Here is a 12,444-nt window from a genome sequence, read left to right on the forward strand (position 1 = left end):
CGAACGCAGCCGCCGATCGATGAAGCCGCCCGGTCAGCCCTGCATTTCATAAGGCAAGTCGCATACCATGCGCCGAACCCCTTTGTAGGGCCCGCCATGAAGCGCTGCCGGAAAGAACTGTGTTCGCCAACGACATGGCGTGTGTCCCATACCGACATGCCGTGGTGCGATGCCTAACTTAGAGTGGTCGAACGATCCGGGGTGGCAAGCGACAACGCGAGCTTCGCCCGACGCACTAGCCAGGGCGACGGACGGTAGCGTTGATCTCCGAACGTGGTGTACAAGCCTTCGAGAATCGCTAGCACACGCTTCGGATCGAGTCGATCGCCCCATTCGAACGGTCCGACCGGATAGCCGAGACCGGTTCGAACTGCCGCATCGATATCCTGCGGTGATGCAATGCCCTGTTGGGCCATTTCGCACGCCAGGTTGACGATGCACGCGACGACGCGCGGAGCGACGAACCCCGGCGAATCTGCAATCACGAAGGTGTGGACAGATTGCGCCGCGAAGATCGACCGCGCGGCATCGATGCTCGCGGCGCTGGTCCCCGGAGTGACCATTAGCGTGACACCATTTGCGCCGCCGAACACTGGATCGATGCCGACAGCCTTCGCTGCATCCAGCTGCAGTTCCGCCACTGTCGACGACAGATCCTGTTTGAGCGGCGCAAGCAGCAGAACATCGGCTTCGGTCGGTGTTTCTACGCGGCGGCACTCCCTCAATAGCGCAACGATGGACTCGGGGAGCGCCTCGTCGCCACTGGCCGGCCACCAGACCGCGGGCTGTGCCACGGCTGCCACAGGTGGCCGGACCGTCGCCACTTTCGCCCCCTTCCCGTCATAACGATAGAAACCTTGCCCGGTCTTCCGGCCGAGCAGCCCGGCAAGCAGACGCGTGCGCGCGAGCGTGACAGGCCGATAGCGGTCGTCGCCATAGAACTGTGCATGAATCGACTCCATCACAGGAACCGACACGTCGAGCCCTGTCAGATCCAGCAGCTCGAACGGCCCCATGCGAAACCCCGCACAGGATCGAAGGATCGCATCGAGAACCTCGTGGTCCGCCGTGTTCTCGGCGAGGAGCTTGAGCCCTTCTGTCACGAACGCACGTCCAGCGTGATTGACGACGAAACCCGGTGAATCCGACACGACGATTGCGCGATGACCGACCCGCTCAGACAGATCGACGAGTAGGCGTACCGCCTCGGGTTCGGTACGTGGCGCGCCGATCACTTCCACCAGCTTCATACGTGGCACCGGATTAAAGAAGTGCCAACCCGCCACGCGCCCGGGATTCGCGCACACCGCCGCGATCGCGGTGACGCTGAGCGACGAGGTATTGGTTGCGAGGACGCATTCAGCTCCAACCACGGCCTCGAGACTTTGCAGCAATTGCTGTTTGGCATCGAGTCGCTCGACGATGGCCTCGACGACCATGTCGCAACCTGCCAGATCATCGAGAGCCCGGGCAGTCTCCACCCTTTGCAAAGCCGCGTTTGCGTCGGCCTGAGAGAGCTTGCCACGCGCAACAGCGCTCAGCAGGTCGTCACCGACATGGCCGACCGCAGCGGACACGGCCTCTTCGTTGGCGTCGAACAATTGGACGCTACAGCCTGCCAACGCACAGACCTGAGCAATGCCCCTTCCCATGGCGCCCGCGCCCACTACGCCGACTCTCTGTATTTGCTCTTTCAATCTCTGCTCCTGAATGACACGGGCGCCCTATGGCACGCGAGGTCTATTGATCCGTTCAATGAAAGTGTGTTGGTTCGTCACGGACGAACGCCGACGCTATCGACGGGATCGCTTCCCTCATCGCAAGGGATTTCATCGAGGTAATTCGACGCGGCCGCCAGAACGGCGGAGCTTTGAGGTGCAACATGCATGCCATATGCAAATGCACTTGGTTCGCGTCGGTCGTATTCGTCTTCGGTCTCCTTCGAAGGGCGCAGCGGCGGCCATTGTGCTCAAGGGAGCACCTGCACTGCACACACCGATGGGGCGCGTCGGGTGTCTATCGAAAGGACAGGTGCGTGGCGCGACAACGCGGGTGGCCTCGTCGAATACACATGGGCAAGGTGGGCGATCGCGTTCAACTCGTGAGCGCCGTGCTCTCACGAGTTGAACGCATCATGGTGTCGCATCACGCTAGCGGGCGCTGCGCCGCTACGTCCCGCACTCCGAAGGGTGTTTTTATGGGCACGACGAAAGTAATGGCACGGGACTTGCCATTGATTCCGCCAGACAGAAACCCAACTCAGAGACCATGACCGACTTCGACCATCTGCCGCCTCCGCGCGAAGGCGCCCGCTTGAAACTGCTCGATGGCGTGCGCGTAATCGACCTGACCACCTCAGTGGCCGGCCCTTACGCCACGTTGCTCCTGGCCGATCTCGGCGCGACCGTCGTCAAGATCGAACAGCCCGGTCAGGGCGACGACGTACGCGCCTGGGGCCCGCCGTTTCTCGATGGCGAGTCGCTGTGGTTCCTCAGCGTCAATCGCAACAAGCACAGTCTGACGCTGGACTATCGCAAACCCGCGGGACTGGAGGTGCTCAAACGCATGGTGGCTGGTGCCGATGTCCTCGTGATCAATCGGACTGCTTCCGTACAACGCAAGCTCGGCGTCGATAACGAGAGTCTGCGTCGCATCAACCCACGACTCATTCACGCGTCCATCTCCGGATTCGGACTGGAGGGCGAGCGCAGTGAACTGCCTTGCTACGACCTGATTGCCGAAGGCTATAGCGGCGTGATGGACCTCACGGGCGAGGCGCACACCGACCCGCAAAAAATCGGCACGCCCGCGGCCGACCTCCTCTCCGGCACCGACGCCGCGCTCGCAGTGCTCGCAGCACTTGTCGATCGCAATCGTACCGGCGAGGGCCACTGCATCGACGTGTCGATGGTCGAGAGCATGACGCGCTTCATGACGCCGCGCATCGTGCCTTACCTCGGCTCGGGTGAAGTCCCGCATCGCTCCGGCGGTCGCGACAGCGTCATCGCCGTGTATCAGGTGTTCCAGGCCGTCGACGCGCCACTCACCATCGGTCTCGGCAACAACGGAATCTGGGCCCGCTTCTGGGCTGCCCTCGGGGAGCCGCAGATCGGCAAGGACGCCTGCTACGCGAGCAACAGCGAGCGCCGGCAGCTTCGCACGGAAATCGTCGAGAGAATTCAGGCGATCATCGGTACGAAGCCTCGTGATTACTGGCTCGCAGTGTTCCGGGAGGCACGTATTCCGGCGGGACCCATCAACCGGGTGGACGAGGTCGCTGCCGATCCGGAACTGCATCGGCGCGGGTTCTTCTATGCGGCCACACGCGACGGTGTGCGCATTCCGCAAGTGGGCCTCGGCATCCATGTGGACGGCAATGCGCAGACGTTCCGCAAGGCGCCGCCTCGCCTCGGCGAAGACAGCGACCACGTCCTTCGCACATGGCTCGACATGAACGTCGACGAGCGCGAGAAACTGCGGCACGAAGGGGTAATCTGAAGCGACACGCGCGGCTCGACGGCCGCGCTCGCGACTCCTGCTTGCGTCACATTCAACGTGCAGACAGCAAAGCGGCGATACGGCGGTCTTGTAAGACCGCCGTATCGCCGCCACCGGAAGCGCCCTTCTGTTATGAGGCTACGTACTTCAACCAGCGGCCACCGTCGACGATCAGGTTCTCGCCAGTCACATACGATCCCAAACTCGACGCGAGATAAACAGCGGCATTCGCGATGTCCTCCTTCTTGCCGAAGCGGCCAAGCGCGGTCTTTTTCGCTTCTAGCTCACCGCGGCCGCTTTCGATGTACATCCGCTGTACGCCTTCCGTGTCGCCGATCGGACCCGGTGAGATGGTGTTCACGCGAATGCCGTCGCCGCCCCACTCGACCGCAAGCGTTCGCGAAAGCGACAGAATGCCCCCCTTCGCCGCGGCGGCGTGCGCGGCTTGCGGCCAGCCGGTCACACCGAGCATCGTGATGATGCTGATAATCGAACCGCCGTGCTTCGATTGTCTGAGATGCGGATACGCTGCGTGGCAGCCGTGGAAAGTACCATTCAGATCGATGTCGATCACGGTACTCCAGCCTCGGGGCGACAATTCTGCGGTCGGGCAAACGAAGTTGCCTGCGGCATTGTTCACCAGGATATCGAGCGATCCGAATTTCTCCACTGTCGCCTCGACAGTCGCTTTGACCTCGTCGTAGTTGCGCACGTCCGTCTTGCGAGCGACAGCGATACCGCCCGCTTCGGTAATGGATTGTGCAGCGGCCTGAACACGCTCCTCGTTACGACCGACAAGCATCAACGATGCACCCAGCTTCGCGTACGCCGTGGCGATTTCCAGCCCAATACCGCTTCCGCCTCCCGTAATAAGCGCGACGCGCCCCTTCAGTGTGTCATTCGTAAACATCAAGTCCTCTCCGTTGGTTCAAACCGTCCTTGGGACGCCGCCGTGGCGACCCTGGTCCTCATTCACCAAGGCAAGGTCCGTGCCGATTGATGCGAATGCAGCCATTCGTATGCGGGCTCATTATTCCGTGCGCGCGCCGAGCGACCGAAGTGTTTGCCCAGTGGACGTGACTGTTTTCGGCGAGAACACTTATTCCATCCTGCGCCAGTGACCGAGGCGCGACATGTATTGGCATGGCAGTTGCATAAAGCGGGGTCTATCAATGAGAGACATTCAAGGAGCGATCGATGACAAAACGACTGGTGAGCGCAACGACCGAGGGGCCTGTGCTCGTGATCAGACTGTGCAGTCCGGAGAACCGCAATTCCCTCACGAGCGAGCTTCGGGAACAGCTTGGCGACGCAATCGAACGTGCTGAAAACGATCGGTCCGTACGCTCGGTTTTTCTCACGGCCGATGGCCCCACCTTCTGCTCCGGCGGCGATCTGAAGATGCTGAAAACGGCGTGCGATCCGTGGCCCGTGCATCGCCGCTTCCGCAATCTCAGCCGCTGGTTGACGCCGCTCATCACGCTGGATAAGCCCGTGGTCGTCGGCATTCGCGGCGCCGCCGTCGGAGGCGGGATGGGCCTCGCGCTGACGGGCGACGTGCTGATTGCCGGTGAAGGCGCCAAATTCATCACCGGCTTCTTCCGGATCGGCGCGCTGCCGGATATCGGCACCATGTATCACCTACCTCGTCTGATCGGCATGGCGCGCGCGAAGAACCTGCTGTTCAGTGGCGCGACGATATCGGCACAGGAAGCACTGGAACTTGGACTCGTCGCCAAGGTCGTGCCGGACGACGAAGTTGAGTCGGTAGGACTCGAACGGGCGGTGCGACTCGCCGAAGGGCCCGCAGAAGTCATGGGGCTTGCCAAGACACTGATGGCGCGAAGCTTCGAGACGTCCCTTCACGATATGTTTGCCTTCGAGGGTCTCGGCCAGGCATTGGCCATGTCCAGTCCGGAATTCCGCGAGGGGCTAGACGCGGCGCTGGAAAACCGCCGGCCTGACTTCGTGCATGCGGCAGCCGGGAAGTAAGCGGCGCGCGTCTGAGAAAACCGACGAGCGATCTGGGCGGTATCGTAAATTGACCGTCGAGTCGCCCGTCCCATTCGTCTCGCGCAACGATGTGTGTGTGCGCTCAGACGCCGAGACCCATCTGCGCGAGACGCTTGTACAGATAGGATCGCGAGATGCCGAGACTGGTCGCCACGCGCTTCTTGTTGCCGTCGTACTGTGTCATCGCCTTGCGGATCATCTGTTCTTCGACCTGCTCCACCGCACTGCTGACATTCAGGGATTCCGGCATGGCGGCGGGTGCCGCGATCCGGTCGTGGCTGACAAAACTCCGCGTGGGCATCATCGTCGACAATTCGACAGACGCCGACTCGAGCAGCCCGAAGTCCGCCGTGCCAATCACATCCGACTCGCTGAAAATGGCCGCGCGTTCCACGGTGTGCATAAGTTGCCGCACATTGCCCGGCCACGACTGAGTCTGTAAAAATTCGATTGCTTCGTCCGAAAGGCGTTTAGGTTGATGGCCATGCCGCTCCGCAAAATGGTTCAGCGCGAGATCCGCGAGCAACGGAATATCGTCGAGACGTTCACGCAGAGCTGGCATGCGGATGACCACGGCGCCGATCCGGTAGAACAGATCGAGCCGGAACGTGCCGTCGTCGATCATCGCCTCGAAATTGCGATTGCTTGCGCTGATCAGCCGGAAATTGGAGTGCCGCTGCTCGCTTCCACCGACCCGCTGGAATGAGCCGTCCTGTAGCACACGCAATAGTTTCACCTGGACTTCGGCAGGCATGTCACCCACTTCGTCGAAGAAGAGGCTGCCGGCGTCCGCCTGTTCGATCTGACCGCGCCGGCCTTTGCGCTCCGCACCGGTAAACGAACCGCCTTCGTAACCGAAAAGCTCACTCTCAACCAGCGTGGACGGAAGCGCGGCAGCATTGACCATGACGAGGTTGGCGTCGCGCCGGCCGCTCAGTTTATGAATTGCATGAGCCGCCATTTCCTTGCCGGTCCCACTCTCACCCGTGAGTAGGACGGGTACGTCGAGCGGCGCGACCTTGATGATCTGCTGTTTCAGGCGCTGCATTGTGAGACTTTCGCCGACGATTTGATCGAGACCATAGCTACGGGTTTTCAGATCCTTAAGTTCGCGCCGGTAATACGCCACTTCGGATTTGAGCTTGGCGAGTTCGGTCGAAAACGCCTGCAGTTGCTCAGGGCCTTTGAACATCACCTGGCCAATCGCGCCCACCGTCTCGCCACGGCCATTCATGATCGGATGTCTCGTCACGACGCGTGTCACGCCACGCATTTCCTGCAACGAGCCGATCTCCGCTTTTCCGGAAGCCGCGACCTGATGCAGTTGAGTGTTCTCGATCACTTCGGTCACCGGGCGGCCGATTCCGCTACCCGCTTTCATGCCAAAAAAGCGTTCGTGGACGGGACTCATATATCGCAGGATGCCGTCACGATCGACGACCGTGAGCGCCTCGAACGGGTTCGTTAGGAAGTGCGCCAGAATATCGCTCGCGAAATCCACCGAACCGACGAACTCAAAAAGCGCGTCGCGACCTTCGCGAACCATCGCAATCAGAATGGTTGCATCGGTGGCCGGCAGGACGACGACCACGACGGGCGAAGCGTCAGGGCCTTCCACAGAAAAGAGCCGCCGCTCGCGGCGTCGCGCCTCGTGCCAGCCGGCAATGATGCGCGTGGCCATCTCGCGCTGCTCGACAATACCACTGGCAATCAATTCCTTTCCGTCGGCCGTCAGAATCAATACGCCCCGGAGTGTCGCAGCCGATGCGCGTTGCCGAACCAGTTCTCGTGTCTCCATCATTTGTTCCTGTGTCTGCACCGCGAGCATCGGTGTTTTTGGCTGATTGATCTGTACTCGCCGTGGACACAAGCCTATCACCCTGAAAGCTCCGAATTACCCCCGATTTCCGCTAGGACTTATCTTTCTCGCTCATGAATCATTCAGTTTGGCTGACCGCAACCCCGCCAGTCGGGGGCTAGGGCGATGGTCCAACGGACAGCGTGTGGAAGAAGTGAGGGTAAGCACCGACAAAACCCCGCGTTGACGCGAATGGCATGCACCTTGCAGAAGGGAGGGCATCGTGCGGTCTTGTCCTGAAGCCGACCTGCTACCGCACCTGAACCATCTTAACGGAGGAGATATCGATGCAGTTCGAGGAAATCATTTATCACGAAGAGGGGCCCATTGGCTTCATCACGCTGAACCGTCCTCAGGACGGCAACATGTTCACAGCGCGCATGTGCCATGAAATTCGTGACTGCATCAACGAGATCCGACGCGAAACGCGTACCCGCGTGATCGTGCTTACCGGCGCCGGCGACAAGTTCTTCTGTACGGGTGGCCGCAAGGAAGGGATGGAGGACTCGTTGCTCTATGCCGGAGTACTGCCGACGCTCGAAATGTACGAGAGCATCGACAGGTTGCAAAAGCCAGTGATCGCGTCGGTCAACGGGTATGCCGTCGGCGGCGGCAATGTGCTCCAGATGGTCTGCGACATCACAATCGCGAAGGAAAGCGCCGTGTTCCGCCAGGTCGGCCCGATGGTGGGCAGCTTCGACGCCGGCTACGGCACCTGGTATCTGGAAGACCTCGTGGGGAAAAAGCGCGCCAAAGAAATGTGGTATCGCAACCCGAAACTGAGCGCCCGCGAAGCGCTGGAGTGGGGACTCGTCAACCAGGTGGTGCCGGATGCGGAATTGCCGGAGGCCACTCGCAAGTTTGCACTGGAAATCGCCGAGCGCGGCGCCTTTGCACTCGCATCAATCAAGGCAGCATTCAATGCGCGACACGGTGGCGTGTCAGGGCTTTCGCGCATGGCGCACGACCTTTTGCTGCGAGGCTACCTCGAGACGGACGAACACGCCGAACTCGCGGCAGCCTTCGCCGAGCGCCGCAGTCCCGACGCCGATCGCTTCGGTCATTGAATCGCGAGACTTCGGAGTTCCCACCATGTCGCATCTTCTTACCCTGCATGATCCGGCAGCCGCGCGACGGCACTATCTCAAAGGGATCTGGCAGAACGACACTATGTATTCCCTCGCGAGGCGTCATGCGGCCGAGCGAGGCAGTGCCTACGCCGTGCGTGACGGCTCGCGGCGGCTGACCTGGAGTGCGCTCGTCGCGTGGGCCGACGCGGTGGCTGCCGATCTTCACGACAGCGGCCTGCGTGGCGGCGACCGGGTTTCGATCTGGTTGCCAAACCGGATCGAAACCGTGGTCATCATGCTGGCGTGCTCGCGCAATGGCTATGTCTGCAACCCCTCGCTGCACCAGAACTACACCGTGATGGACATCGTCACGATGCTGGGACGTATCGATTGCCGCGCGCTCTTCGCACAGCCGGGCTGGGGCGCCGACGCCAATACCGCGAACATCTTCGCGCGCGCGACCGACCTCGCGCACATGAAGCGCGTCTACGCTTTGCCGCCGCTGCATGCTGAAGACGTCCAGTTGCCTGCGGGCGGCATCCATCCCATGCCTTATCCCGGCCAGGGATCGCGAATCCCGCTGCCGCCGCCGAGCACCAACCCGGACCAGGTGGTGTACCTTGCGTTCACGAGCGGCACGACCGGCACGCCGAAAGGCGTGATGCACAGCGACAACACGCTGCTCGCAAATGGCCGCGCGCTGGTCGCCGACTGGGGCCAGGATGAGAATACGGTGTTGCTGACGCTCAGCCCGATGAGCCATCACGTCGCCACGGTCGGCCTCGAACAGGTGCTCGTCGCAGGTTGCGAACTTGTGATGTTCGACCCTTCGGCAGGCGTGACGGCGTTCGACTGGATCGAACAGACCGGTGCAACCTACGTCATGGGCGTGCCCACCCATGCGATGGATCTGCTGCAGGAAGCCGAGAAGCGCTGCGCCACACGGCTGGGTGCGGTCAAGGTTTTCTACATGGCCGGGAGTCTCATTCCGACCGAGACGGCGCGCACGCTGCTGGCGTTGGGAGCGAAGCCTCAGAATGTCTATGGCATGACGGAGAACGGCTCACACCAGTACACGAAGCCGACCGCCACCGTCGAAACCATTACCGGCACCTGCGGCAAATCGTGCTTCGGCTATGAGATCCGGTTGTGGCAGCCTGATAGCCCGGACCTCGAGGCGGCGCCCGGCGAGGTCGGAGAGATTGGCGGACGCGGTGGGCTGCTGATGCTCGGCTACTTCAACAACCAGACAGCGACGGAGACCTCTTTCAACAGCAGCGGCTGGTTCATGAGCGGCGATCTCGGCCGTTTCGACGATGCGGGCAACCTCGAGATCGTAGGCCGCAAGAAGGATCTAATCATACGTGGGGGTCACAACATTCATCCGGGCCACATCGAAGAGTATGCTCACCGCCACCCTGCCATCAAAAAAGCCGCGGCATTCGGCGTTGCCGATCCGCGTCTGGGAGAGAAGGTGTGCCTTGCCATCATATGCAACGGCGTGACACCGGACGCGGATGAAATCCTGGCACATCTCGCGCGAGAAGGACTCTCCAAGTTCGACATGCCCGAGTACTTTCTGGCGCTACCGGCCTTTCCACTCACAGCCAGCGGAAAGATTCTCAAGCGCGAGCTGATGTTGCAAGTCGAGAACGGGCAATTGCAACCTATGCCTGTTCGCTATAAGGCGGCCTGACCGACGAGGATCGAGATAATGAAAACACTGAATCGCCTCACGATCTCCCGGGGCCTTTGCACAAGCCATCGTTCCCTGCTGACCTATCTACATCGCCCTGAGGGGGCCGAATGAAACGCGAATGTATTGTAGTGACAGGAGCAAGCAAAGGTATTGGCGCGGCCATCGCGCTCTCGCTCTCCGAGCAGGGTCACCATGTCGTCTGCCTGTCGCGTTCCGGCGCACTGCCCGAGTTCGAGAGCACGACCGGCGACGTGGCTTCACGCCTGATTGCACGTCCGGCCGACGTCACACAGCCCGAAGCTCTGTCGAGGGTATTTAGCGACCTCGCCGAACAAGGCTGGCGCATCTCGGGTCTCGTCAATAACGCGGGCTTGCATATCGACGCACCTTCCGCCGAGCTAGCGCTCGAACAGTGGCACCGCGTGATGGACATGAACGCTACCTCGGTGGTGACAGCCTGCCAGAAGGTCTACCCGCATCTGGTTGCGGCGGGCGGCGGATTGATCGTCAATATTGGCTCGTTCTTTGACAAGCTCGGTGTGAAACGCAACCTTGCTTATTGCGCAAGCAAGGCCGCTGTCGGTGCGATCACGCGCTGCCTCGCCGTCGAATGGGGCAACAAGGGCATCCGGGTGATGAACGTGGCGCCCGGCTATATCCAGACAGATTTGAATGCGGATTCAATCGCCGCGGGCCCCCTCATGGCGTACCTCGAGAAACGCATTCCACGGGGGCGCCCGGGCTCGGCCGCTGAAGTGGGATCGCTGGTGGCGATGCTGTTTGCCCCAGCCTGCAGTTTCCTCACGGGCGAGACCATTTATGTAGACGGCGGCCAAGGGATTGCTCACTGAGCATTGTGCAAACGTTTCAGCCACCCCGCACACCAAAAGCCACGGCCCTTACTGCCTCGTTCAAAGGCGGTAAGGGCCGTTCAGCTTAACGCGATCCCTATGCGTCGACTGCAGTTGACCGGGAAAGATCCTCCCAGCGATCCAGCTCGGTTGAAATGGCGCGGATATCGTCGCGAATGAATTGCAGGCTGTCTTCGCCGAGCGGCAGCCGCAACGGCGGTTCTTTCGCATCGACCAGACGGCACAAAGCGGGGCCGAATTTCGCGGGATCGTTTTGCTGTTTGCCGTGGCGCTGCTCGACGTAGTCGTTGATCATGCGATTGGTTTCCGCATAATCCGGATCTTCGTTCTTCGCGCTTACGAGTGACGGCCCGGCAAAATCGCTGCGGAACCCACCTGGTTCAACGATTGTCACATGAATGCCGAGGTGTTTGACTTCCATCGCCAGCGCTTCCGAATACCCCTCCACCGCGAACTTGGATGCACTGTAAAACGCGAAGCCCGCCGATGCACCGAATCCCGCCTTCGACGACAGGTTGACAATGTGCCCCGATCGCCGACGGCGCATCACCGGGAGCACCGCTCTCGTCATTTCGGCGAGTCCGAAGAAGTTGATCTCAAACATGTTGCGATATTTGTCCGCGGGTGTTGCTTCCGCGACGGCGAGAAGGCCGTAACCCGCGTTATTGACGAGCACGTCGATACCGCCGAACGCCTGGTCAGCCTGCGCAACCACGTCGTCAAAACGCGCGTGATCCCGTGCGTCGAGATGCAACGCCCGCAAGCGGTCGGGATAGTCCTGAGACAGACCGTGACTACCGTCCGGGGCAAATACTGTCACGACCACCTGGTCACCCTGTTCCAGCGCGGCTTTCGCAGTAGCGAAGCCGAGTCCTTTGTCTGCGCCCGTTATTAACCAAGTGCGCGGTATCCTATTCGTCATTACGTATCCTCCCGATCTGATTGCGGAACGTTATGCGGCGGCTTCTTCCGGCGGCCGCCTTTTGTACAGAATCGTCACCTCCATTTCCTGGACGACCGTGCCGTCGTGCCGCACGAAGCGCCGCTCCATTTTGACCGTGCCGCGGTCCGGTTTGCTCGACTCCTTGCGCTCGATCACTTTGGCTTCGCCATGCAACGTGTCGCCGTGCTTGACCGGAACGAGCATGCGCCACTTGTCGATCTGCAGCAGCGCAAGCAGCGTCCCGTCGTTGATGCCGCTTGCATACTGCAAACCGCCGATGATCCCGTAGACCAGCGGCCCGTGGGCAATCGGCTCGCCGAACGGTGTGGTCTTGCAGTATTCCCAATTAGTGTGGACTTCGTTAAAGTCGCCTGTCAGACAGGCAAAATTGACGATATCCGTCGACGTAATTGTGCGAGCCGGCGTCTGAAAAACCTTGCCGATCTCGAAGTCTTCCCAATAAAGCCCTCGCCTGCCTGAAGACATCGCGC

At 60.9% G+C, this 12,444-nt stretch carries 10 protein-coding genes; 5 read left to right on the top strand and 5 right to left on the bottom strand.

Annotation, left to right across the window (positions count from 1 at the left end; translation table 11 throughout):
• Nucleotides 1–173: 173 nt before the first annotated feature.
• Complete coding sequence (locus AC3WOG_RS37415; protein ID WP_492582859.1) at nt 174–1,697, bottom strand: 3-hydroxyacyl-CoA dehydrogenase; 1,524 nt, start codon at nt 1,695–1,697, stop codon at nt 174–176.
• A 571-nt stretch (nt 1,698–2,268) separates the two neighbouring features.
• Between AC3WOG_RS37415 and AC3WOG_RS37420 the strand changes: the two genes are divergently transcribed.
• Nucleotides 2,269–3,498, top strand: a complete 1,230-nt coding sequence (locus AC3WOG_RS37420) for a CaiB/BaiF CoA transferase family protein (RefSeq protein ID WP_492582860.1) — start codon at nt 2,269–2,271, stop codon at nt 3,496–3,498.
• A 130-nt stretch (nt 3,499–3,628) separates the two neighbouring features.
• Here the strand turns inward: AC3WOG_RS37420 and AC3WOG_RS37425 are convergent, their stop codons facing one another.
• Complete coding sequence (locus tag AC3WOG_RS37425; RefSeq protein WP_492582861.1) at nt 3,629–4,408, bottom strand: SDR family oxidoreductase; 780 nt, start codon at nt 4,406–4,408, stop codon at nt 3,629–3,631.
• 287 nt (nt 4,409–4,695) lie between these two features.
• Between AC3WOG_RS37425 and AC3WOG_RS37430 the strand changes: the two genes are divergently transcribed.
• Complete coding sequence (locus AC3WOG_RS37430) at nt 4,696–5,490, top strand: enoyl-CoA hydratase/isomerase family protein (protein WP_492582862.1); 795 nt, start codon at nt 4,696–4,698, stop codon at nt 5,488–5,490.
• Nucleotides 5,491–5,593: 103 nt separating this feature from the next.
• Here AC3WOG_RS37430 and AC3WOG_RS37435 read toward each other — a convergent pair whose 3' ends face one another.
• Nucleotides 5,594–7,312 carry a sigma-54 interaction domain-containing protein gene (locus AC3WOG_RS37435; RefSeq protein ID WP_492582863.1) on the bottom strand — a complete coding sequence of 573 codons (1,719 nt, stop codon included), beginning with the start codon at nt 7,310–7,312 and terminating at the stop codon, nt 5,594–5,596.
• Nucleotides 7,313–7,656: 344 nt separating this feature from the next.
• Here AC3WOG_RS37435 and AC3WOG_RS37440 point away from each other — a divergent pair, with 344 nt between their 5' ends.
• The 3 genes from AC3WOG_RS37440 (at nt 7,657) to AC3WOG_RS37450 (ending at nt 10,989) form a co-directional block, all read left to right on the top strand.
• The gene (locus AC3WOG_RS37440; RefSeq protein ID WP_492582864.1) at nt 7,657–8,436 is read left to right on the top strand and encodes an enoyl-CoA hydratase-related protein; all 780 of its coding nucleotides are present in this window, start codon (nt 7,657–7,659) and stop codon (nt 8,434–8,436) included.
• Nucleotides 8,437–8,461: 25 nt separating this feature from the next.
• Complete coding sequence (locus AC3WOG_RS37445) at nt 8,462–10,135, top strand: class I adenylate-forming enzyme family protein (RefSeq protein WP_492582865.1); 1,674 nt, start codon at nt 8,462–8,464, stop codon at nt 10,133–10,135.
• 110 nt (nt 10,136–10,245) lie between these two features.
• Nucleotides 10,246–10,989 (top strand): SDR family NAD(P)-dependent oxidoreductase, encoded by a 744-nt coding sequence (locus tag AC3WOG_RS37450; RefSeq protein WP_492582866.1) that lies wholly within the window; start codon nt 10,246–10,248, stop codon nt 10,987–10,989.
• A 97-nt stretch (nt 10,990–11,086) separates the two neighbouring features.
• On the opposite strand, the gene AC3WOG_RS37455 is transcribed toward AC3WOG_RS37450, so the two are convergent.
• Both AC3WOG_RS37455 and AC3WOG_RS37460 read right to left on the bottom strand, forming a co-directional pair.
• Nucleotides 11,087–11,932 carry an oxidoreductase gene (locus AC3WOG_RS37455; protein WP_492582867.1) on the bottom strand — a complete coding sequence of 282 codons (846 nt, stop codon included), beginning with the start codon at nt 11,930–11,932 and terminating at the stop codon, nt 11,087–11,089.
• 30 nt (nt 11,933–11,962) lie between these two features.
• Complete coding sequence (locus tag AC3WOG_RS37460; protein WP_492582868.1) at nt 11,963–12,439, bottom strand: MaoC/PaaZ C-terminal domain-containing protein; 477 nt, start codon at nt 12,437–12,439, stop codon at nt 11,963–11,965.
• Nucleotides 12,440–12,444: the final 5 nt, after the last annotated feature.

Source organism: Paraburkholderia sp. FW306-02-B, from assembly GCF_058782725.1.

Coding starts and splice junctions, on each gene's coding strand:
- AC3WOG_RS37440 (WP_492582864.1), top strand. CDS start 7,657: ATGCAGTTCGAGGAAATCATTTATCACGAAGAGGGGCCCATTGGCTTC.
- AC3WOG_RS37460 (WP_492582868.1), bottom strand. CDS start 12,439: ATGTCTTCAGGCAGGCGAGGGCTTTATTGGGAAGACTTCGAGATCGGC.
- AC3WOG_RS37420 (WP_492582860.1), top strand. CDS start 2,269: ATGACCGACTTCGACCATCTGCCGCCTCCGCGCGAAGGCGCCCGCTTG.
- AC3WOG_RS37435 (WP_492582863.1), bottom strand. CDS start 7,312: ATGATGGAGACACGAGAACTGGTTCGGCAACGCGCATCGGCTGCGACA.
- AC3WOG_RS37450 (WP_492582866.1), top strand. CDS start 10,246: ATGAAACGCGAATGTATTGTAGTGACAGGAGCAAGCAAAGGTATTGGC.
- AC3WOG_RS37430 (WP_492582862.1), top strand. CDS start 4,696: ATGACAAAACGACTGGTGAGCGCAACGACCGAGGGGCCTGTGCTCGTG.
- AC3WOG_RS37445 (WP_492582865.1), top strand. CDS start 8,462: ATGTCGCATCTTCTTACCCTGCATGATCCGGCAGCCGCGCGACGGCAC.
- AC3WOG_RS37455 (WP_492582867.1), bottom strand. CDS start 11,932: ATGACGAATAGGATACCGCGCACTTGGTTAATAACGGGCGCAGACAAA.
- AC3WOG_RS37425 (WP_492582861.1), bottom strand. CDS start 4,408: ATGTTTACGAATGACACACTGAAGGGGCGCGTCGCGCTTATTACGGGA.